12 protein-coding genes are annotated in these 23,215 nt (G+C 40.8%); 9 read left to right on the forward strand and 3 right to left on the reverse strand.

The features are described 5' to 3' along the window. Nucleotides 1-90 precede the first annotated feature (90 nt). Together LY11_RS24890 and LY11_RS24895 are read left to right on the forward strand one after the other, a co-directional pair. Complete coding sequence (locus tag LY11_RS24890; protein ID WP_245952887.1) at nt 91-2,451, forward strand: PAS domain S-box protein; 2,361 nt, start codon at nt 91-93, stop codon at nt 2,449-2,451. Nucleotides 2,452-2,987: 536 nt separating this feature from the next. Further along, nucleotides 2,988-3,557, forward strand: a complete 570-nt coding sequence (locus LY11_RS24895; protein ID WP_111636305.1) for an HD domain-containing protein — start codon at nt 2,988-2,990, stop codon at nt 3,555-3,557. 36 nt (nt 3,558-3,593) lie between these two features. On the opposite strand, the gene LY11_RS24900 is transcribed toward LY11_RS24895, so the two are convergent. From LY11_RS24900 to LY11_RS24910, 3 genes are read right to left on the reverse strand one after another with little or no spacing between them, the layout of a single operon-like run. Next, nucleotides 3,594-4,148 carry a histidine phosphatase family protein gene (locus tag LY11_RS24900; protein ID WP_111636306.1) on the reverse strand — a complete coding sequence of 185 codons (555 nt, stop codon included), beginning with the start codon at nt 4,146-4,148 and terminating at the stop codon, nt 3,594-3,596. Nucleotides 4,149-4,163: 15 nt separating this feature from the next. Further along, nucleotides 4,164-5,591, reverse strand: coding sequence for a hypothetical protein (locus LY11_RS24905; RefSeq protein WP_146610916.1), 1,428 nt, complete (start codon nt 5,589-5,591; stop codon nt 4,164-4,166). Nucleotides 5,592-5,616: 25 nt separating this feature from the next. Next, on the reverse strand, nt 5,617-8,436 hold the full coding sequence (locus LY11_RS24910; RefSeq protein WP_111636308.1) for a TonB-dependent receptor: 2,820 nt from the start codon (nt 8,434-8,436) through the stop codon (nt 5,617-5,619). A gap of 252 nt (nt 8,437-8,688) precedes the next feature. On the opposite strand from LY11_RS24910, the gene LY11_RS24915 reads away from it, so the two are divergent. From LY11_RS24915 to LY11_RS24945, 7 genes are all read left to right on the forward strand, one after another. Further along, the gene (locus tag LY11_RS24915; RefSeq protein WP_111636309.1) at nt 8,689-11,085 is read left to right on the forward strand and encodes a TonB-dependent receptor domain-containing protein; all 2,397 of its coding nucleotides are present in this window, start codon (nt 8,689-8,691) and stop codon (nt 11,083-11,085) included. Nucleotides 11,086-11,266: 181 nt separating this feature from the next. Continuing rightward, nucleotides 11,267-12,343, forward strand: coding sequence for an L-rhamnose/proton symporter RhaT (gene rhaT, locus LY11_RS24920; protein ID WP_111636310.1), 1,077 nt, complete (start codon nt 11,267-11,269; stop codon nt 12,341-12,343). Nucleotides 12,344-12,386: 43 nt separating this feature from the next. Next, a complete protein-coding gene (locus tag LY11_RS24925) occupies nt 12,387-14,507 on the forward strand; it encodes a bifunctional aldolase/short-chain dehydrogenase (RefSeq protein WP_111636311.1) in 2,121 nt (706 codons plus the stop codon). A 10-nt stretch (nt 14,508-14,517) separates the two neighbouring features. Further along, on the forward strand, nt 14,518-15,792 hold the full coding sequence (locus tag LY11_RS24930) for a TIM barrel protein (RefSeq protein WP_111636312.1): 1,275 nt from the start codon (nt 14,518-14,520) through the stop codon (nt 15,790-15,792). Further along, complete coding sequence (locus LY11_RS24935) at nt 15,792-17,180, forward strand: FGGY-family carbohydrate kinase (RefSeq protein ID WP_111636313.1); 1,389 nt, start codon at nt 15,792-15,794, stop codon at nt 17,178-17,180. Before LY11_RS24930 ends, LY11_RS24935 begins: the two co-directional genes overlap by 1 nt. Further along, nucleotides 17,177-19,885, forward strand: coding sequence for an alpha-L-rhamnosidase (locus LY11_RS24940; RefSeq protein ID WP_111636314.1), 2,709 nt, complete (start codon nt 17,177-17,179; stop codon nt 19,883-19,885). The genes LY11_RS24935 and LY11_RS24940 overlap by 4 nt, the downstream gene beginning before the upstream one ends. Before the next feature lie 198 nt (nt 19,886-20,083). Next, on the forward strand, nt 20,084-23,212 hold the full coding sequence (locus LY11_RS24945; protein ID WP_111636315.1) for a SusC/RagA family TonB-linked outer membrane protein: 3,129 nt from the start codon (nt 20,084-20,086) through the stop codon (nt 23,210-23,212). The last annotated feature ends 3 nt before the right edge of the window (nt 23,213-23,215 follow it).

A 23,215-nucleotide genomic window follows, 5' to 3' on the forward strand; every position in this document is an offset into this window, starting at 1 on the left:
ACTTTTACTCATCGTATTTTTAGTTTTGCAAAGCGAAATTACGATTTTATTAGGCAGCCATTAAGTTGGCTGCTTTTTTACCGGACGGTAATGATTACGGAATTGAATAATATCATTTCTGGTGTTTTTAATGCAAGTTTAAACGGTATCCTTGCTTTTACAACCATCCGTAATAAAGAGGGGATTATCATTGATTTTAAATGCACATCATTTAATGATTCGGCTTTAAAGCTGCTTCGCAAGGATAAGGTTGAACTGGAAAATGCAATGTTAGTGAAGCAGCTTCCGGAATTAATTCAGGGAAGTTTATTTACTAAATATGTAAACCTGGTAGAAAAGGGTAAAAATATAGAAACAGAATTTCAGGATGCTACAGGCAGGTGGTTCAAGATTGTCGCTGTAAAAATGTCGGATGGTTTTGTGGCTACTTTATCAGATATAACGGAGCAGAAAGCTGCGGAAGACAGGTTAAAGAAGAATTACAATGAACTGATTATTTCCAGGGAAAGTTTAAAAAGCCTGAATACAGAACTGGAAATTAAAGTTGCCGAACGTACCAGGGAGCTTTCTGAAAGTGAGGAGCGGTTTAACCAGGTTTCCAGAGCAACAAATGATACAATCTGGGATTGGAGCCTTGTTCAGAATACCATGTGGAGGAGTGATAATTTTAATTCCATGTTTGGGTATGAATCTACGGCAGAGAATGGTAATATCGGATTCTGGTTTGAGAAAATACATCCTGAAGATAGAAAAGCTGTGCAGGATAGTGTTTATGAGGCCATTAATACGAATAAAAAGCAGTGGTCTGCTCAATACCGGGTAAGAAAAGTGGATGGAAGTTATGCTGTGATCCTGGATCGCGGATCAATTATGCACGATGATTTTGATACCCCTTACCGTATGGTCGGGTCAATGGTTGATATAACCAGGTTAATTGAAACCGAGGCAAAACTGACTTCAAGTGAAGAGAAATTTGAAAAAGTGTTCCATTCGAATATGATCGGAATGATGTTCTTCAATATTGATACTGGCCTGATCGCAGATGCAAATGATGTATTTCTGCGGATGATTGGTTACTTTAAGGAGGATTTGGTCAACGGGCTGGACTGGACTACAATTACTCCTGTTGAATATCACCAGATTACGCAGGACGCGATGTCAAGATTGAGAACCGATGGAGTTTGTCCGCCATATGAAAAAGAATACATCTGTAAAGATGGAAGCCGGATTTTTGTGATGATCGGATCTGCCTTATTAGGCAAGGATGCGGAAACAGTTACCTATATTATTGACATCACCGAACAGAAGGTTGCCGAACAGAAAAGGGCAAAGCTTCAGCGGCAGGTTAAAGATCAGCAGGAAGAATTTTATAGAATTTTCAAAAATGCCCCGGCATTAATTACTATCCGCAGAGGTAAAGACCTGGTCTATGAATTTACAAACAATAAGTTTAACGAGTTTGTAGGGGCTGAAGATTTTATCGGGCAAGCTTCGGCAATTGCCCACCCTAAATATGTAGGCTCGCCAATAGCTGAAATTGAGCAGCAGGTGCTAAGAACAGGGGAGACTCATATTGCCAAGTCTTTTAATATCAAATATAAACACTCTGGTTATGGGGTGGCTGAACACTGGTTTGACTTTACTTTTATTCCTGTTTATACGGCGAACGGTTTAGTTGATGGTATTGCGTTCTTTGGTTTTGATGTAACAGATTTACTTAAAGCACAACAGACTACAAAAAACTTGATGCACAAAAAGGATGAATTCATGAGTATTGCGAGTCATGAATTGAAAACTCCGATTACCAGTATCAAAGGATTTTTACAGCTTGCGCTGAGGTTTGCGGAGAAGTCTCAGCAAAGCAATCAAATGCTGACTTTGCTTGGGAAGGCAGAAAAGCAGATTGGTAATTTAACTTCATTGGTCAATGATCTGCTGGATGTGACTAAAATACAGGCAGGAAAAATGCAGTTTAATTATGCGCATTTTAATATTAAAACTGCTTTAGAAGAATGTATTGATGATATAAGGCATACTGAAGATTACGAGATTATCATAAACCATATTGATGATATACAGGTTTATGGCGATCAGCATAGAATAGAACAGGTCGTAAACAATTTCTTGTCCAATGCGATTAAGTATTCTCCTAAACGAAGAACTGCCATCGTATATACAGAATTGATAGGGGATGATTTAATGTTTACGGTCAAAGATTTTGGAATTGGTATTCCGCAGGAAAATATTGAAAATGTATTTGACCGCTTTTTCAGGGTTGATGCTGCCTCGGCCATGTTTTCCGGTTTAGGACTAGGACTTTATATTTGTTCGGAAATCATCCATAGGCATGGTGGTGAAATCGGGGTTAATAGTGTAGAGCATGAAGGTTCTGAATTTTGGTTCCGCATTCCGGTTAAAGGAAAAGAAAACAGTGAAGAAGAGCAGTCGTAAATAGCTTATAGACGATCAGCAATAGCTTTATAATTAAATAATTCAGGATCAGCCTGACGAAAACAAACGCAGCCTTATTTTCATAAGGCTGCGTTTTGAGTTTTTAGGAGCGTCAAAATTTTAGATCAGATGCAGAGGAAGGAATCGAACCTTCTGGTGCTGCCATTATTCAGCCCCCTGCTTTTGAGAGTAGCACTTGTACTTCGGTGCAAAGATAAGAGCCGTATTAAGAATTTTTAGGGTTGGGGAATGATTTAACAGAAGCTTAATATGGGCGGCTAAGTTTTCATGAGCCATTGAAAAATAATAAAACAAATATAGCTGGCTACTGCAAGCTATATTTTCCTTTTTCTAGAAAGAAGAAAAGTGTATTTCTCCTTCTTGTAATGAAATTATATAATCTATATGGATACAAATTATGTAGCTGTTTTCTTATCCTGGCTTTGTATACAGCTTATTGATAACATAATGTTTAATTTCTATTCATATGAGATGCTGAATTTTAGCGCGCTTATCAGTCAAATAGGCTGGCTAATATGGAACAACAGCAAGTACAATATATAATAGAGCAAATATTCAGCCTATATAAGGCCCTTGGTGGGGAGGAATACGGTGAAAGCGTAAGTATGACCATGCATATGATGCAATGTGCGCAACTCGCACAACAAGCTGGTGAAGCTGATGAAGTGGTACTCGCCGCTTTTTTACATGATATCGGCCATTTTCTGGAAGGTGATGAAAAGATGGATATTTACGGAACACAGAAACATGATGATTTGGGTGGCCGGTTTTTACTGGATCTGGGTTTTCCGCAAAGGATGGCCGATTTAGTGTCCAGTCATGTCGCTGCGAAGAAATACCTGGTTTATGCGGAGCCGGCTTATTATGATGAACTTTCTGAAGTGAGTAAGATCACGCTCGAATTTCAGGGTGGAAAAATGACTGCTGAAGAGGCCGCTGAATTTGAGAAAGATCCGTTGTTGCCGTTGTATGTTAAAATACGGAAGTGGGATGATTTGGGAAAAGATGCAGATAAACCAGTACTAGCTGAGGAAATTCAGTTGATGAAAGCAATGACGTATAATTATTTGATGAATCTATTATAAATTAGCGTCAGGGGTTACTGACGCTAATTGAATTATTTAAAATTCACAGCCTTCGGCTGGATTGATAGCTTCTCTATCTTTTGTTAATCTGGCTATTCCGTCTTTAAAAATGACAATCCAGATGCTGTCATAATCGTTGTCCGGCCATTTCAAGTTATCATCTTTAATTCCTAAACTCTTTACAATAGGGGCAATGCCTTTATGTTCCCATAAAATTAATACGGTACCAGTCCTGCTTTTAAGGTCGGCTGCAATGGCTAATGAGTCGCGTTCCTGATGGCTGCTATTAATCGTCAGGTTATATTTCGCGGCCATTGGCATGATGGTTTGAAACATTCTGGAATGCTTGGTGGATTCTCCTAATCCTATAGCAGGAATATAAGTAAAAGCCGGTATTCCAAATTTCGCAAAAAGTACTGCTGGTAATTTCATTGCTCTGTTCAGTCCCTGGCAATTCAGGTTATCACCTTTAACTGGTTTTTCGCCATGACGTATAAATACAATCTTTAAATCATTGGATTGGGCACTGGCAGCATATACCGAAAGCACAAGGCCTGAAAGGATAATAGCAAAGTTAATTGTCTTTTTCATTTATAATTTATGTTTTTAATGTTGATTTCCTAAGCCACTAAGCTGATAACATCCAAGATCTGTTCCCGGCTTTGTGACTTCTGCTATACCATAAATACTGTTTACCGGGACTACAATTAAAGGTTTGATGGTCGTATTTCCTTTTCCAATGAGTGGCGAACCCGCCTGAATTCTGAAGTTGTAAGTTCCGGCTGCGCTGTATTGTGCAAGCGGATGTCCGCTGGTAGGTAGAGGGAAATTCAGGAACATCGGATTGTTTTTTTGTACCACATCGCTGCCGTTATAAATAGCGCCCGGAGTATAATTTGCAGGCAGGTAATTCGCAGAAGTTGTAATTGCCGGAATATCTGTTGGCTGTGGTTTAGTACTATAACCTACAGGATAAAATTGATTAGCCACAGCAATAGAATCTGCCCATTGATAATTACTACCATAAGACAAGTGCGGAATATCTGCCGCCGGATTGCCAACTACTCTGTATCCATATTTGCAATTGACAGCTACGTTGTTGTAATACATACCCATTGCACCTTCCTCGAAGTTGATTGCTCCCCCCCGGCCACTTTGAACCTGGCGGTAACCACCACTCACAAAAGTGTTGTTGTACATCACAATATTGGTTTGCGGGGCCCCAGTTGCCTGCCCTTTATTCGACGCTTTCTGACCGTTGGTTGCAGTGCCTAAAAATAGGTTATAGGCCAATGTACCTACTGTACCACCTTTCATATTGATACAATCACCACCGCTAATGCCATTCTTTTCAAAAGTATTGCGGAAGATGGCAACCTTGCCTGCCGAAATCCGTACCGGGTCATCAACACCGCCGTATAACCAGGAGTCTTCCATGATGAAGTTTCCATTATAGTTGGCAAACAGGATACTGAATTGATTGCCTAAACCAGATCCTGCTATGGTTGAAGTAGCCTTACCCTCAGTCAACCCTGCATATTCTACATGTGTCCAGCGTAATACCATCAGGTTACAAGTTGGCCCGCCAATAATACCTTTCCATTTTCCAGCATATGCGGGATCATTTGCTGGTAACAAGCCTCCCGGCTGATCGTTTTTAGTAATATCTGGAATGGTAATAAAATTTGGCTGATCTTTGGAACCATTACTAACCAGCGTACCAAGCGCAATCAAACTACTCCCGATCCCCATGTTTAATTTTACTCCAGGTTGCAGGAATAAAGTGTCCCCGGCATTGATCACCAGGTCGCAGCCATCAGAAACGGTATAAGTTTTTCCAGTCAGCATGGTTCCTTTCACGGGTACAACAGTACTGCCACCATTACAGGATAAAGGTTCTTTGTCACTGACCGGGTGGTCGGCAGCTGGTGGCGCATAAGAATAGATATCAGTGTGTTCTTGTTTCCATTTCTGACAGCCTGCAAATGATATAGCCATGCTGAATAGCAGTATTATATTTAATATTCTTTTCATTTTCCTGTTTTTTGAAATCATCTTTTTAGAATTTATACCTGAACCCGCCCAGGAACATTGTTTTATAATAATCGCTTTGTACCATGGTCTGACCGTCTGTATCTTGCTTTGCTAAGAATTCCTGCTGTTTAGGGTCAAGGCTCCCGTGTGGGAATTTCAGATATAGTTTACTTGCTGCATTCGTGATGTTATTGATCTTTCCATAAAAGGATAACTTTTTAACCAGCGTTTTCTCAAATGAAAAATCAAGCTGATTGTAAGCGTGCTGATAGAAATCAAGGTTATAGTATGGGGAAACCTGTGCCAGGCGCTCACCTGTATAAACGAAAGCAAGCTGCATATCCAAGCCCAGTGTGCCACTTTTGAACAAAACAGAAGCATTTCCAACGTTATTCGCCTGACCTTGTAAGGGACGGATTTCCTGGACCACATCTTTATGCAGGCCATTGTTATCTGAGTAAAGTATTTTATCTGTTGTAATCCTGGAATGAGTATAGGTATAATTCAGAGAGAAACCGATTTCTCCGAAGAATTTAGTGGCTAAGGCTTCAAACCCAAAGTTTTTAGCGGTACTGGCATTGTTTTGCGGTTGAATAACTTGTGCACTTGGCCCTCCATCTCTTACTACAAAGTATTCAATAGGATTGTATATCTTTTTATAAAATGAACCTATTAAAAACTGATCTGAACCTCCGGGAAAGAGTTCATATCTAATATCTGCGTTGTCAGCAGTGATATGTTTTAAGTGCGGATTACCCACCTGATTGTAATATTCCCCATCTATTTTATAAGGAACCAGCTCTCCAAACCCTGGCCTGCTGATGGATGCAAAATAAGAAGCGCGTAAATTCTGGTTATCGGCTAAAGTATATTTTAAATGAAGACTTGGCAATACATCTGTATATTTTACAGTCCCGGATCTCTCAGTTACAGTTAATGGAGATTCAGTAGTATACGACATATTGGTGTTTTCAATTCTCACGCCACCTAAAACCTGTAGTTTTGGAATCAGGTTAAATCTGAATTGAAGATATTCAGCATTATCATCTTCGGTGACCTGATAATTGTTCTGTAAGTCCTGATTGTTACTGCCAATACCATCGGTAGCCACATTAAATGCAAATGGCAAAGCATTGAAGTTACCATTGAATAAAGTAGACTTGCCAGCAGAAAGGCTGTAAGTGATATAGTCTGCTTTACGGTTTTTATGACGATATAAACCTCCAATGGAAAATTCTACATCACGTCCGGCTATGTTTTGATTAAAAATTAAATTTCCGTAACCAGCAATATCCTTGTCTGTGTTGTTTTCCCAGTGATGGGTAAGCTTGGTATTGTTATCGACTTCACTGATGACTTCATGGTTAGCATTCAACGCCTGATTGGCATCATAACTAAATTCGGTCCGGTCGGGCATATGTCTGCTGGCTATGGAATAGGCTCCATCCCAGTTGAAACGTAATTTGTCGCTTAATTTGTGATCGCCATGAAGTGTCGCATTATAAATGTCCTGTTTGATCAGGGTATTCCGGGTAGACATGGTAATCTGCTTACTGAAAGCAGTAGAGTTTAAGCCTAAGCCAAGCGTGTCGGAACCGGTTCTGGATTCAAATTCATTTTGATGAATGTATAAGTTATACAATGATAATTTATTGTTTCTATCAATCACATAATCAATCTTGTTATGTATGCCCAAACGCTGAGTCTGCGTAGAATAAGTTCTATCATAAGCATCTGAGAATTGTGGTGAATTAGGTAAGGGGTCAGGATTTGGCTGCGCATTAGGGGTTAATTGTTTCGAGTCTGATCCACGGTAGATATTCTGATAACTTGCTGAGACAATTACACCAAGTTTACCTTTTAAAAAGCGGTCTCCAATGGTTAATCCTGCAGTGGAACTAAAAGGACTGGACAAGTCTTTTTGACTGGTCAGCACTTTATTGTTAAAGTCGGCATAGGTTGCTGCGTAGCTGTTGCCATTTATTGCTGCCGGAGAGTTCTGGTTTGGTGAAGGGTTAAAATGGAAGAAAGGTCTGGAATTCGAAAACAGAGTAGAGAGACCTCCAGAGATATTGGCACTCAGTATAAAACGATCTGGTGCGCTTTTCATCACCAGGTTCATGGCTCCGCCAATGGCATCGCCTTCCATTGCAGGAGTCAGTGCTTTGATCACTTCTAATCTCTCCAGCATTTCTGACGGGAAAATATCCATCGGGACAAATCTGTATTGATTATCGGGACTTGAGATTTTAATCCCGTTGACCAGGGTAGTATTGTAACGCTGATCCATCCCGCGGATAATTGCATATCTGCCTTCTCCACTCGAAGAACGCTGAATCGTTACACCACTTACTCTTTGCAGCGCATTGGCCACCGTAACATCCGGTAAGAGCTGAATGGTATTTGCGGAAAGGATATTTTGTATCATAGGCGCATTTTTTTCCAGTCCGCGTGCAGAATGATCAGTTTCTTTACTGGCATGCCCAACAATGTTTGTTTCATTCATTTCAATGCTGGCATCTTGTAAATTAATGTTTACAATTTTGGTCTGGTTTAGGTTAAGTGTACCTTCAACTGGTACTGAAGGTCTGTACCCTACAAAATCCACACTTATTTTATAAGCTCCTGCTCTTACATTTTCAAATAAGAACCTGCCTTGTAAGTTGGTCGATACCGATCGGAATGATTTTCCCTGGGCGAGCCTGATTGTAGCACCCGCAAGGGGTTCGCCAGATTTAGAATCTTTAACTTTTACGTCCAGGCTTTGTGCGTTCAAACTGGTGGTAAACAGTAATCCCACAAATAGAAATAATAATAATTTGTAGAATAAGTAAGGTTGTCTCATGAAGGTGTGTTTAAAATTTATGCAAAGAGAGCGCTTGAAATCTGAAGGAAATCTGTGTTGTGTAACTGATGGAAAATCAGTAACGTAATGGTAATGCTGAGTTAATATTGCGATGACAATCCTTGTTATTTTCGCTGGTTTTCGGGGTACTTGATTTTCGGCTTTTTAAAACTGGATCTATTTATTTTGGTGTTGAACTACAAATTGTATTCAGAATTCGATGGTAACTATGTGGCATCTATAATTATATATATGCAGAAACTTTACGTATTCAGTTTTCTATTATTTTTTTCTCTCCCTTTGATGGTTTGTGCACAGCGCAGTGGCTCTGTTTCTGGTACGGTCACAGCGCTTAAATCCAAAATGCCTTTGGAATTTGTAAATGTTGTTTTGAGAAGTCAATCCGATCAAAGTGTAAAAGGGCATGAAGTGACCAGTGCTAAAGGTGGATATACTTTCAAAGCAGTTCCTGAAGGGCATTATTATATTCAGGCCAGTTATATTGGATATGAGACCAGCAAAACGCCTGTTTTTTCTGTAAGTGGTGAGGCTGTTCAACAGCATTTGATTCTTGATGATAGCAAGCGTACACTTCAGCAAATAAATATCAAATCCAGGAGGGCAGTTTTGATCAATTCAATTGATAAAAAGGTTTACAATGTGGATCAGGATATTATGGCCAAATCAGGTTCAGCCAGTGAAGTTCTTCAAAATGTTCCTTTGGTACAAGTAGACATTGATGGAAATGTAAGCTTGAGAAATTCGGCAGTCACTATTTTGATCAATGGAAAGGTATCTCCTTTAATGGGAAAGAATGCGGCGGCAGTTTTGCAGCAATTGCCTGCAAATAGTATTGAAAAGATAGAAGTAATCACTAATCCTTCAGCAAAATATAAACCTGACGGCACTGGGGGAATTATCAATATCGTCTTAAAAAAAGATGTTAAACGTGGTTTGAATGGTACGGTGACTGGAAATGTAGGCAACAGGGAGCGTTATAATGCGGGTACTTCTTTAAATTATAATACAGGTATGCTTAATTTATTTGGTTCTTATAGTGTTAAACAGGACGACCGGGTAAGAACAACCACAAATCAGCGATTGCAGACGGATCAGGTTACGCATTTGGCCAGTACGTACCAGGATGATTTGGTGGCCAAAACAAGACCTTTTTCGCAGATCGCCAATCTTGGGTTTGACTATACGATTGATCCAAAGAATAATTTTGGTTTATCAGGTAATTTTTACCTGCGGGATTTACATAAGAACGATTTAACGCATAAATTAGTGACCAGCAGTTCTGCTGCGGATGATCAGGATTACAACAGGATCAGGGAAAATTTTGAACAGGAAAAGTCAACCAGTGGTGCATTTTATTTTGAACATGGATTTCAAAAGGAGGATCATAAGATCCGTTTAGAGGTTAACGTTGCATATTCACCCGAAACAGAAGATAATCAGTATACGAATGTTTACAGTAAACCTGCAATAGCTGATCAGCAGGATCGTACCTTGATTTTACAAACTGCGGATACCAGGCAGGTGACTTTAGCTTATGAGAACCCGCTATCTGCACAAATTAAGCTCGAGGCAGGCTATGATGGACAATTTAACCGGCATGATCTTGATTTTTCTGGTGAAGCATTTAACGCGGTTCTTCAGTCTTTTGTTCCGGATATTCAAAAGACTAATCATTTTATATACAATGAAAATGTACAGGCTGTTTATGGAACTTATACACAGGGGTTTCAGAAAATGACACTTATGGCAGGATTGAGGGGAGAGTATAGCGCAGTTAATTCTCATTTGATTACCACGGGGGTATCTATTCCAAATCATTATTTTAAAGTATATCCGACTTTGCATCTGAGCTATAAATTACAGGACAATAAAGAGTTGCAATTGAATTATAGCCGCAGGATAAGAAGGCCTGAAGCAGATGAATTGAATCCTTTTGCTGAGTACGCGGACCCGACCAATATCAGGGTGGGTAATCCGTATCTTTTACCAGAGCTTATCAATTCTGTAGAAGCAGGTTATCATTGGAAGAAAAACGGGATCAGTTTAATGCCAGGAATTTATTACCGGTATACAATGAACAGGTTTACTTCGATTACAGCGGCTTTAAATGATTCTGTATTAGTGACGCGTCAGCAGAATCTGGCTAATGACAAGGCATTTGGTGCAGATGTAGTGGTTGGTGTAAATTTACAGGATAAGCTGGTTCTCAATTTTATACCTAACATTTTTTATAACAAGATTGATGCGACTAACCTGGGGTATGGAAATAAGAAGTCTACAATTACCTGGAGTGCAAATTTAAATGCAAGTTATAGTTTGGGGACTTTGACTGCATTGCAGCTCAATTCTACGTATAAATCTGCAAGATTAACACCTCAGGGAAAATTTTTGCCATCTTTTGTAATGAATCTGGGGGCTAAAAGAGAGGTGCTGCATAAAAAGGGGAGTATTTATGTAACGGTTTCAGATGTGTTTAAGACACAGCGGCAAGAAGCTGATTTACAAGGCCCTTATTTAATTCAGCATGTTAAAACCACTAGCAATTCTAGAATCTTCTATTTAGGATTTAGCTATAGTTTTGGCGTCGTTAAGAAGAAGAAAGAGTTACAGTTTGATAATGGAGGGTAGTCTGGGTTGATCCGGTAAATTATATAGGAGGTTAATTAGTCTTGTACAATAAAAATTGGTTTGTTATCCATATAATAACGAATTTAATACATTATTGTAAGGTAGAGCAGGACAGTTAATAACAGTTAGCTGATTTTAAAGCGGTATTATCGCTTATTATTCTAACCAGATATATAAATTTATGCAGATCATCTTTGGAGTTATATTCCATTTTATCGGGGGCTTCGCCTCTGGCAGCTTTTACATCCCCTATAAAAAAGTTAAGGGTTGGGCCTGGGAGAGCTATTGGATCGTTGGCGGGATCTTTTCCTGGCTGATTGTACCACCTCTGGCAGCTTATCTAACGATTCCGGATTTCGCTGAAATTATCAAACATACGAGTGCTGCAATTATAGGACTGACTTATTTCTTTGGCGTACTCTGGGGAATAGGAGGGCTGACCTTCGGCCTTGGTGTGCGGTATCTGGGGGTATCTCTAGGCAGTTCTATCATCCTGGGGATGAGCTCGGTATTTGGTGCATTAATGCCCTCGGTTTATTATGACTTTTATCCTAAAGCAGGCAAAGATACTTTTACCGAAATTATAACAAGTCCATGGGGGCAACTGGTCATTGTAGGTCTGATAGTTTGTATAGTAGGTATTATCATTTGCGGGAAAGCCGGGATGATGAAAGAGAAAGATCTTGCTGGTCAGAAACAGACTAAAGAAAGTGCGGAATTTAAAATAGGACTGGGCCTGACAGTCGCTGTGATTTCAGGAATACTGAGTTCTTGTTTCGCCTTTGGTATTGACGCAGGGAAAGATATGGCCCATGAGGCTAATAACTTATGGAAAGCGCTGCATCCGGGACAAGGGGAGTTTCTTTTCCAAAATAATGTAACCTACATCGTGATTTTATGGGGCGGCTTAACCACTAATTTTATCTGGTGTATGCTGCTGAACGCCAAAAATAAAACCTTCAGTGATTATACAAATAAAGAAACTCCGTTGCTAAAAAACTATATTTTTTCTGCACTCGCAGGGATCACCTGGTTTTTACAATTCTTCTTTTACGGAATGGGAGAAAGTAAATTAGGCAATGGCGCAAGTTCATGGATTTTACATATGGCCTTTATTATCCTGGTCGCCAATGTCTGGGGATTGGTACTGAATGAATGGAAAGCTGTATCGCAGAAAACATTCAGGACCGTGCTGGCTGGGATTGTCTTTATTATCGCTTCTATCCTGATTGTGGGGTATGGAAATTCAATTAAATAGTAACAAAAAATATTCTAAACAGTAAACAAAAATATTCTATACTATGTTCGACGAAAGAAACCGTTTTAAACGCGTAAGTTATTTATGGGATGAAACAGAAGCTGCTAAATTAGCAACAGATGAGGTGGCTTTATTACTTTACCGTTCAAATTTATTAGGAGCAGATTTACGCCTCACAAATTATGGTGGCGGAAATACCTCCTGTAAAGCAAATGCAATTGATCCGCTAACTGGTGAAACGACCGAGATCATGTGGATCAAAGGTTCGGGCGGAGATATTGGGACGTTAAAACGCAACGGGCTGGCTGCTTTATATGTAGAACGGCTCAGGGCTTTAAAAAATATCTATAAAGGTCTGGATCAGGAAGATGAAATGGTAGAACTGTTTAACCATTGTATTTATGACCTGAACTCTAAAGCGCCTTCGATAGATACACCTTTACACGGGTTTCTCCCTTTTAAACATATTGATCATTTGCACCCGGATGCGGCAATTGCAATCGCGGCAGCGAAGGATGGAAAGCAGATTACGCACGATTTATTTAAAGGGAAAATTGGTTGGGTAGACTGGCAGAAACCAGGATTTGATCTGGGGCTGCAGTTAAAGCAATGTCTGGATGAAAACCCTGGGATCCGCGGGATCATGCTCGGCTCTCATGGATTATTTACCTGGGGAGATACCGCTTATGAGAGTTATCTCAATACGCTGGAAGTCGTTGAAATTTGTGCGGCCTATCTGGAAGAGAATTATGGTAAAAAAGGGCCAGTATTCGGTGGTCAGAAAATCACTGCTCCAGAGCGGTCGGTAAGGGAAAAGCAGGCCGCATTGTTATCGCCTGTCTTACGTGGTTTTTGTTCTGCTGAGCGCCATATGATCGGACATTTCACCGATGATGCAAGAGTACTGGAATTTATCAATTCGAATGATCTGGGAAGACTTGCTCCACTGGGCACAAGCTGTCCGGACCACTTTTTACGCACCAAGATCAGCCCGCTGGTTTTAACTTTGGATGCGGAAGAAGATCTTTCAGATACAGAGCGTCTTAAAACTCTGCTTGCCCCGGTTTTTGTAACTTACCGGGAAATGTATGCGGAGTATTATCAAACATATAAACATGATAACAGCCCGGCGATGCGTGACGCGAACCCGGTTATTATTCTTTATCCGGGAGTTGGGTTATTCTCTTTTTCAAAAGATAAACAGACTGCTCGTGTGGCGGCAGAGTTTTATATCAATGCAATCAACGTCATGAAGGGTGCAGAAGCAATTTCTTCCTATACTTCATTGCCTAGGCAGGAAGCTTTTAATATCGAATACTGGTTGCTGGAAGAGGCGAAATTGCAGCGGATGCCTAAGCCAAAAGCGCTAACGGGTAAAATTGCGCTGGTTACTGGCAGCGCGGGAGGAATTGGTAAAGCGATTTCCAGGAAGTTTATAGAAGAAGGAGCTGTGGTAATTATCAATGATAATGACAACAGCCGTTTGGAACAAGCGGCTCAGGAATTTGATCAGTTATATGGCAAAGATGCTTATACAACTGTCTTGCTCGATGTGACCCGGAACGAAGCTATTCAGGAAGCATTTGATACAGCTGCGCTTGCTTTTGGCGGGGTAGATATTGTCGTCAATTGTGCGGGCTTATCTATTTCAAAACCAATTGAGGAACATACAGATAAAGATTGGGATTTGTTATATGATGTACTAGTGAAAGGGCAGTTTAAGATCACACAAACAGCTGTAATAATGATGCGTAAGCAAGCAATAGGAGGTGATATTTTGAATATTGTCAGCAAAAATGCGTTAGTTTCAGGGCCTAATAATGCAGGATATGGATCGGCTAAAGCTGCACAACTTCACCTGAGCAGATTAAATGCTGCGGAATTAGGAAAAGACCAGATCAGGGTGAATGTGGTTAACCCGGATGCCGTAATTTCAGATAGTAAAATATGGGAAGGGGACTGGGCTGCGGGCCGTGCAAAAGCTTATGGGGTCAAGGTAGAAGAATTACCTGCTTTTTATGCGAAAAGAACACTGCTTGATAAAATTATCCTTCCAGAGGATATTGCAAATGCCTGTTTAGTTTTTGTAGGTGGACTTTTAAATAAATCTACCGGGAATGTATTAAATGTAGATGGTGGCGTGGCTATGGCTTTCGTCAGATAAATTCAAGAACATGGAAATAGAAAAATATCAGATAGACGCGCACAACCAGGAACTGGAAAATGAGCACCAACGGAGATTCGATTTTGCAGCAGCAGAGCATCCGCAGGTTGAAAGTATAATTTCTAAATTAATTCAGTTCCAGATCGGGATCCCAAGCTGGGCACTGGGTACTGGCGGAACACGTTTCGGCCGCTTTTCTGGTGGCGGGGAGCCACGCAGTCTGGAAGAGAAAATAGAGGATATTGGGTTGATCCATCGACTAAACCAATCGAGCGGGGCAGTGTCGCTGCATATCCCATGGGATAAAACTGATGACTATGAAGGGGTTAAGAAATTAGCGCATCATCACGGACTTCGTTTTGATGCCATGAATTCTAATACTTTTCAAGATCAGCCGGGCCAGGCACATAGTTATAAATTCGGTTCTTTGCAGCATGTCAATAAAGCGGTACGCAAACAGGCAATTGCCCATAATATTGAAGTAATCCGCCAGGGGGCAGCCTTTGGATCAGATGCGTTAACGGTTTGGCTGGCTGATGGTTCTTGTTTCCCCGGACAGCTGAACTTCAGAAAAGCTTTTCAGAACACCTTGGAAAGTCTGGAGGAGATTTATGCGGCTTTACCCGAAAAATGGAAGCTATTTGTAGAGTATAAAGCTTTTGAGCCTAATTTTTATTCAACTACAGTTGGAGATTGGGGGCAGTCTTTGTTATTCGCCAATAAATTAGGGCCTAAAGCTTACACGCTTGTTGATTTAGGCCATCATTTGCCGAATGCAAACATTGAGCAGATCGTCTCACTTTTACTGATGGAAGGCAAATTGGGTGGTTTTCACTTTAACGATTCTAAATATGGAGACGATGATTTAACGGCCGGAAGTATGAAACCTTATCAGTTGTTTCTTATTTTTAATGAATTGATAGAAGGTATGGACGCAAAAGGTATAGATCACGCTACTGGTTTAGGCTGGATGATCGATGCTTCGCACAATGTGAAAGATCCCTTAGAAGATTTGCTGCAATCTGTGGAAGCAATTATGCTCGCCTACACACAGGCATTATTGGTCGATAAAGAAGCATTGTCTATTGCACAGCATGAAAATGATACCGTGAGGTGTCAGGAGATTTTGCAACATGCTTTCCGTACAGATGCGCGGGCAATAGTACAGGAAGCAAGGTTAAGAAGTGGCGGGGCCGGGAAACCTTTGGCATTATACCGCCAGCTGAAAGTCAGAGAAAAACTGATTGCAGCAAGGGGGGCGAAAACCATAGCAACAGGTTTATAATGAGTGCAATTCCGGTTATTGTCGTTTTTGATGTAGGAAAGACTAATAAAAAGATTTTCCTCTTCGATGAAGACTATAAAATAGTTTTTGAACGCTCGGCCCGTTTTATAGAAATGTATGACGAGGATGGCGATTTGTGTGAAAATCTGGAGAGTTTAAGGCTTTCTGTTTTTGATTCTTTACGCGAAATATTGAAGCGCAAAGAGTTTGAGATTAAAGCGATAAACTTCTCTACTTATGGGGCCAGTTTTGTCTACATTGATGAATATGGGAAACCGCTGGCACCTTTGTATAATTATCTGAAAGCTTATCCTCAGGAACTGGAAGCTGATTTTTATAAAACTTATGGTGGCCGGGAGACGATCTCTGCGGCTACAGCATCCCCTGTTTTAGGCAGCCTTAATTCAGGGATGCAGTTATACCGGATCAAAAAAGAAAAGCCGCCTTTGTATCAGCAAATCAGGTATGCGTTACACCTTCCTCAATATCTGAGCTACCTGGTTTCTGGTGTGGAATATTCAGACTTAACGAGTATCGGTTGTCATACGCAGCTCTGGGATTTTAAGCAAAACGATTATCATGAGTGGGTTAAAAAGGAAGGGCTCGACCAGAAATTAGCACCTGTAGTTGCAGCTGACCAGGTATTTCCTTCCGAGTTTCCTGGCAATCAGTATCAGGTGGGGATTGGTTTGCATGATAGTTCTGCAGCACTGATCCCTTATTTAATTAATTTTCATGAGCCTTTTGTGCTGATTTCTACCGGAACCTGGTGTATTACCATGAATCCATTTAATGACTCGGCACTTACCCCGGCTGAGCTGGCACAGGATTGTCTTTGTTATTTACAGTATAAGGGGAAACCCGTCAAAGCTTCCCGGATTTTTGCAGGTTACGAGCATGAACAACAAGTGAAACGTATTGCTGCTTATTTTAAACAGAATATTGGCCGTTACCGGCATATGAAATATGAAGGCAACATTACGCAAGAGTTGTTAAAGGGGATGAGAGAAAGAAAGGAACTGGATCTTCCTTTAGGCAGGGAGTCTGCTTTTTCTACGCGTGAGCTATCTTCTTTTCCATCAGATACGGTTGCTTATCACCAGTTTATCCTGGATCTTACTTTACAGCAAAAGGCATCTTCGAGCTTAGTGATGGACAAGGAAAAGGTGAAAAGGATTTTCGTGGATGGTGGTTTTAGCAAGAATACAATTTATATGAATATGTTAGCGCTGTTGTTTCCTGAGCTGGAAGTTTTTGCAGCTTCTATGGCGCAGGCTACAGCGATTGGAACTGCACTGGCCATACATCAATGCTGGAACAGAAAACCAGTTCCGAATGATTTGATTGAATTAAAATATTATACAACGCATACGAACCAAGAATTATGAAGCTTTATCAGAAAATAAGTATTAGCTATTCCCTGTTTTTAATTTTTGGCTGGAGCCCTGTTGCTTTTGGAAATATTAAGGTTATCTCAACTCATGCTTTGAATAACGAAATTGTATCGCCGGGTGGTTTACAGTGTGAACATTTAGTAAATCCGATAGGCATTGATGTACCAAAACCCAGACTTTCCTGGTTGCTTTCTGATACGCGGCAAGGAGCTAAACAAACCGCTTACCGGGTTACGGTCGGTACAGATTCCTCCGCACTGCTTCAGCAGAAAAAAGTTTTATGGAACACAGGAAAGGTTAACTCTTCTGCTGCATTGCTTCTTTATAATGGGTCTTTGTTAAAACCATTTACTAAATATTTCTGGCAGGTAGAGGTTTGGGATAAAGATGGAAAACCCGGGACGGCCAAGATCGCGGCTTTTGAAACCGGGATGGTAAAAATGTCCAATTGGAAGGGTACCTGGATCAGCGACCGGAATGATGTGAATATATTACCCGCGCCATATTTCAGAAAGGTATTTGAAAGTCCGAAAAAGATAAAATCTGCCAGGGCTTATATTGCAGCAGCAGGTTTATACGAACTTTATCTGAACGGTAAAAAGGTCGGTAATCATCGTCTTGATCCGATGTATACCCGGTTTGACAGAAGGAATTTATATGTAAGTTATGATGTGACAGCTAATTTACAAGCAGGTAAAAATGCCATTGGTGTTTTACTCGGAAATGGTTGGTATAATCACCAATCTTTAGCGGTCTGGAACTTCGATAAAGCACCGTGGAGGGCAAGGCCAGCATTTTGCCTGGATTTGCGGATTACTTATCAGGATGGCTCTGAAGAAACCGTGACTTCTGATGGCAGCTGGAAAACACATAGCGGGCCGCTGGTTTTTAACAGCATTTATACCGCTGAACATTATGATGCCCGTCTGGAACAGCCGGGATGGAATAAAGTTGATTTTGATGCCAGCAAGTGGGGGGATGTTACCCTGCGCGCAGCACCTTCAGAAAATATTGTCAGCCAGGCGATGCACCCTATCCGAAGTATTGAAACTATTCCTTCGGTATCAGTGAAGAAGTTTAACGATACGACTTATGTTTTTGACCTGGGCAGAAATATTGCAGGGGTCAGCAAGCTGAAAGTAAAGGGCGAAAGCGGAACGGTTTTACAAATTAAACACGGAGAAAGACTTTATCCGGACGGCCGTCTTGATCTTTCTAATATTGATGTTTACCATCGTCCGGCAGATAAAAAAGATCCTTTTCAAACGGATATTTTAATATTGAATGGTAAAGGTGAGGAAGAGTTTATGGCCCGGTTTAACTATAAAGGGTTTCAGTATATAGAGGTGGTGAGCAGTAAGCCTGTGGAGTTAAAAAAGGAAAGTATTACCGGATATTTTATGCACAGTGACGTTCCGGTAGCAGGCCAGATCAGTTCCTCAAATCCGCTGATTGATAAGTTATGGTGGGCGACAAATAATTCTTACTTATCAAATTTATATGGTTATCCTACGGACTGTCCGCAGCGGGAAAAGAATGGCTGGACCGGAGACGGACATTTTGCTGTGGAAACGGGTTTGTACAATTTTGACGGCATTACAATTTATGAGAAGTGGCTTGCTGACCATCGGGATGAGCAGCAGCCTAATGGCGTATTGCCTGATATTATTCCTACTGGTGGCTGGGGTTATGGTACTGCAAACGGAACGGACTGGACGAGTACCATCGCTATTATTCCCTGGGATATTTACCAGTTTTATGGGGATTCCAAGTTATTAGAGGCTTGTTATGACAATATAAAAAGCTATGTAAATTATGTGACGCAAATTAGCCCTTCTGGTTTAACCAGTTATGGCAGAGGCGACTGGGTCCCTGTAAAGTCTTCGTCACCATTGGAATATACTTCTTCTGTTTATTATTATGTAGACGCTAATATTCTGGCAAAAACCGCAAAGTTGTTTGGCAGAACTGAAGATGCTAAAACTTATAGTGAGCTGGCCTCGAAAATTAAAAAAGCAATCAATGATAAATATCTGAACCCATCGACCGGGATTTATGGCAGTGGCTTACAAACGGAGTTAAGTGTAGCGTTACAATGGGGCATTGTTCCTGCAGAACTTCAAGATAAAGTAGCTTCCAACCTGGCAAAAAGAGTGGCCGCAGATGGGATGCACCTTGATGTTGGTGTACTCGGCGCGAAAGCGATTTTGAACGCATTAAGTGACCATGGTCAGGCGGAAACCGCTTATAAACTTGCTGCACAAGATACTTATCCTTCGTGGGGCTGGTGGATTGTCAATGGAGCAACCACGCTTTATGAGAATTGGAATATTCAGGCAGAACGCGACATTTCTTTAAACCATATGATGTTTGGAGAGATTGGTGGTTGGTTTTTCAAAGGATTGGGAGGAATTAAAGTAGATGAACAACAACCCGGCTTCAAAAATGTAATCCTGGCTCCGAATTTTGTTACGGGGTTAACTCATTTTGAAGCGGGTCACGATGGCCCGTTTGGGAAAATCGTTTCCTCGTGGAAAAGAAAAGGGGAAGCAGTTATTTATGACGTGACCATTCCTGCCAATAGCAGTTCGACAATTTATTTCCCGATAGCCGGAAATTCTTCTGTTTATTTTCAGGGTAAAAAGATTAGCCGGATTTATAAAATCGAATCAGGCAAATATCAGTTCGAAATCCGGTAACACAAGTTCAGAATCCAATAAACCGGATTTTGAACCAATTCTTTAATTTTAAATATCACCAAAGGGGAAGGTCATTAAATTGGTCTTCCCTTTTTTAATAAAACCTTTTAAATGTAAATAAAAGCCGTTTTACAGGATAGAGCAGGTTGCCGATCAACCGGGGTTGATTTATTTTAGAGCAACCAAATATAAACACATATGACAATTGAGAGAAATTTACAAAAGTTCTTTTCTGCGCTGTTCTGTGTACTCTTGTTTACGCTTTACAATAGTACAAATGGCTTTTCCCAGCAGAAAACTGTGACGGGTAAGGTTACAGATAAAAGTGATGGCAGCCCTTTGCCGGGAGTAACGATCAAGGTACAAGGTTCGGCTGCCGGAACCACCACCAATTCAAATGGAGAATATGCTTTAAAAGCTGCGGAGAATGCTGTGCTTGTTTTTAGCTATATCGGCTATACAGAAGCCAGACTGACTTTTACAGGTACTCCTAACCTGAATGCACAGCTTGTTTCCAATAATCAAAAACTGGATGAAGTAGTGGTTATCGGCTATGGAACAACGACGAAAAAAGATGCTACAGGGGCTGTGGCCACGGTTTCTGCAGCTCAGATCAAAGATTTGCCGGTAAGTTCTGTAGATCAGAAATTGAAAGGCCAGATTCCCGGGGTACAAATTAATACGACCACAGGAACTCCGGGTGGTGGTACGTCCATTAAAATCAGGGGATCAGGTTCTATTGGCGCGGGTGACAATCCTTTATTTGTAGTAGACGGCTACCCGATTTCAAACACTTCAGGGCAGGTTTCTAATCCCCTGAATGTGATTAATCCGAATGATATTGAATCAATTACGGTGTTAAAAGATGCCTCTTCAACTGCTATTTATGGGTCAAGGGGTTCAAATGGGGTGATTGTAATTACGACTAAACAAGGGCTGAAAGGAACTCCGGTAGTGAACATCAGTGCGTATACAGGTATTCAGCAGGTCCCTCAGAAAGGAAGGCCGCAAATGCTGAACGGAACTGAGTTTGCTCAATTCAGAAAGGATATGATTGTCGATGATTTTGCTTCAAGAGGTCTGGTCGCTACTGATGCAGATATTCCAGAAGCTTTTCGTAATCCTTCACAATATGGTGCTGGTACAAACTGGTACAATGAAATAATCCATGACGCGCCAATGAGCAATCTGGATGCAAGTATTAGCGGAGGTTCTGAAAATACAAAGTATAATTTCTCCCTTGGGTATCTGAATCAGGCGGGTACGATCCGTTATACTGGATTCCAGCGCTACGCGGTCCGGTTGAATACGGAAACTAAGTTGGGTAAGAAATTGAAAATAGGACTCAACCTGGCACCTACAAACAGTGTGCGTGATCTGAATAATTTTGAAAATGAGTTTGTGGATGTATTGAGCAGAAGTTTATGGTTAAGTCCACTGGTTCCTTTAACGGACGGAAATGGGAACCGTACTCCTTATGTGAGTTCTCCGGGTATGTATGCTGGCCCTAATCCATTGAATAGTCTGGAATATGGAGGCACAAGATCGAAGGATTTCAGGGGTCTTGGAACTGCTTTCGCTGAATATCAAATTCTGAATGGCCTGAAGTTGAGGTATAGTTTTAATGTCGATTATACAAACAGCTCTTCTTTTGTATTTAATCCTTCATTTGTTGGAGGTGTAAATTCACCTCCGCCATCAGTGCCAAATTCCACGACCAATAAATCAACTAGTTTCAACTGGTTGTCTGAGGCGGTATTGACTTACGATAAGTCATTCGGTAAAGATCACCGCCTGAATGTAGTAGTAGGTTATAGTGCGCAAAAGGAACGCGCGGAAAGTTTATACCTGTTCGCGGATAACTACCCGGATGATAAAATACAGACCATCAATGCGGCGGCTATTATCAGCGGGTTTAATGCTGATGTGCAAAAATGGTCTATTATTTCTTACCTGGCGCGTGCCAATTATTCTTATAAAGACAGGTATTTGTTTACGGCTACAGTACGTACGGATGGTTCGTCTCGTTTTGGGAGCAATAACAGATATGGAACATTCCCTTCGGCTGCTTTTGCATGGAGAGCATCAGAAGAGGAATTCATGAAAAAAGCAACCTGGATCAGTGATTTGAAGTTGAGGGCAACTTACGGGCTGTCGGGTAATTATAATATTGGAAATTATACTTATATCACCAATATCGGTTCTTCGAACTATGTGTTTGGTGGTCAGCTTTCCAGCGGCCGTGTTCCTACTTCGCTGAATAATCCAAACCTAACGTGGGAAGAGTCTTCTCAGCTGGATGCGGGTATTGATCTTGGGATTTTAAAGAACCGATTATCATTTAATATAGATTACTATAAAAGGATAACTAAAGGGATGTTATATAACAGTGAAATTCCTTTATCATCTGGTTATTCTAATGCAATTATCAACTCTGGTAAGATTCAGAATCAAGGTTTTGAATTTGGTTTAACGTCTAAAAACCTGGAAGGAACATTGACGTGGAGCACAAGTGCAAACATTGCCTTTAACAGAAATAAGGTACTCGCCTTAAATGAAAATAATGACCCTATTTATAGCGGCAGAAGCGGGGAAGGTTCCTATCAGCATATTACACAAGTTGGCCGTCCTGTGGGTGAGTTTTATGGGTATATCCTGGAAGGTATTTACAAGGATCAGGCAGACTTGAACAACTCGCCTAAACATGTAACTTCTGTAGTGGGCTCTGTAAAATATAAAGATGTAGATGGCAATGGGATTATTGAGCCTGTAAAAGATTTTGCTGTGATCGGATCACCTCAGCCGAATTTTACCTGGGGTTTAACCAATACGTTTGGGTATAAAGGATTTGACTTAAATATACTGCTTGTTGGTTCTCAGGGCGGACAGATTTTAAAAACAGCGAACCAGTATTTGCTGAATATTGACGGTATTTTCAATGTAGACAGAAAGGTGCTGAACAGATACCGTTCACCAGAAAATCCTGGTGATGGATTTACGCCAACTACAAATGGATCGCGGGTAATTTATCGCGATGTAAATTCTTCGTGGGTAGAGAGCGCGAGTTATATGCGTATTCAAAATATAACTTTCGGTTACCGTTTCGGTGAAAGAATGCTGCGGGCTTCTAAAGTGATCAAGGGCGCAAGAATTTATTCAAGCATCCAGAACCTGGCAACTTTCACCAAGTATAGCGGTGCTAATCCGGAAGTTAGCCGAAATACGATTTCAGGAAATGCAGTGAGCAGTGCATTGGTTCCCGGAGAGGATTTTACGAATTATCCGCTGCCAAGAACGTTCACACTGGGACTGAACTTAACATTTTAATCT

It is taken from the genome of Pedobacter cryoconitis (assembly GCF_003259615.1).
Lineage (GTDB): Bacteria > Bacteroidota > Bacteroidia > Sphingobacteriales > Sphingobacteriaceae > Pedobacter > Pedobacter cryoconitis.

Coding starts and splice junctions, on each gene's coding strand:
- LY11_RS24890 (WP_245952887.1), top strand. CDS start 91: ATGATTACGGAATTGAATAATATCATTTCTGGTGTTTTTAATGCAAGT.
- LY11_RS24895 (WP_111636305.1), top strand. CDS start 2,988: ATGGAACAACAGCAAGTACAATATATAATAGAGCAAATATTCAGCCTA.
- LY11_RS24900 (WP_111636306.1), bottom strand. CDS start 4,148: ATGAAAAAGACAATTAACTTTGCTATTATCCTTTCAGGCCTTGTGCTT.
- LY11_RS24905 (WP_146610916.1), bottom strand. CDS start 5,591: ATGAAAAGAATATTAAATATAATACTGCTATTCAGCATGGCTATATCA.
- LY11_RS24910 (WP_111636308.1), bottom strand. CDS start 8,436: ATGAGACAACCTTACTTATTCTACAAATTATTATTATTTCTATTTGTG.
- LY11_RS24915 (WP_111636309.1), top strand. CDS start 8,689: ATGCAGAAACTTTACGTATTCAGTTTTCTATTATTTTTTTCTCTCCCT.
- rhaT (WP_111636310.1), top strand. CDS start 11,267: ATGCAGATCATCTTTGGAGTTATATTCCATTTTATCGGGGGCTTCGCC.
- LY11_RS24925 (WP_111636311.1), top strand. CDS start 12,387: ATGTTCGACGAAAGAAACCGTTTTAAACGCGTAAGTTATTTATGGGAT.
- LY11_RS24930 (WP_111636312.1), top strand. CDS start 14,518: ATGGAAATAGAAAAATATCAGATAGACGCGCACAACCAGGAACTGGAA.
- LY11_RS24935 (WP_111636313.1), top strand. CDS start 15,792: ATGAGTGCAATTCCGGTTATTGTCGTTTTTGATGTAGGAAAGACTAAT.
- LY11_RS24940 (WP_111636314.1), top strand. CDS start 17,177: ATGAAGCTTTATCAGAAAATAAGTATTAGCTATTCCCTGTTTTTAATT.
- LY11_RS24945 (WP_111636315.1), top strand. CDS start 20,084: ATGACAATTGAGAGAAATTTACAAAAGTTCTTTTCTGCGCTGTTCTGT.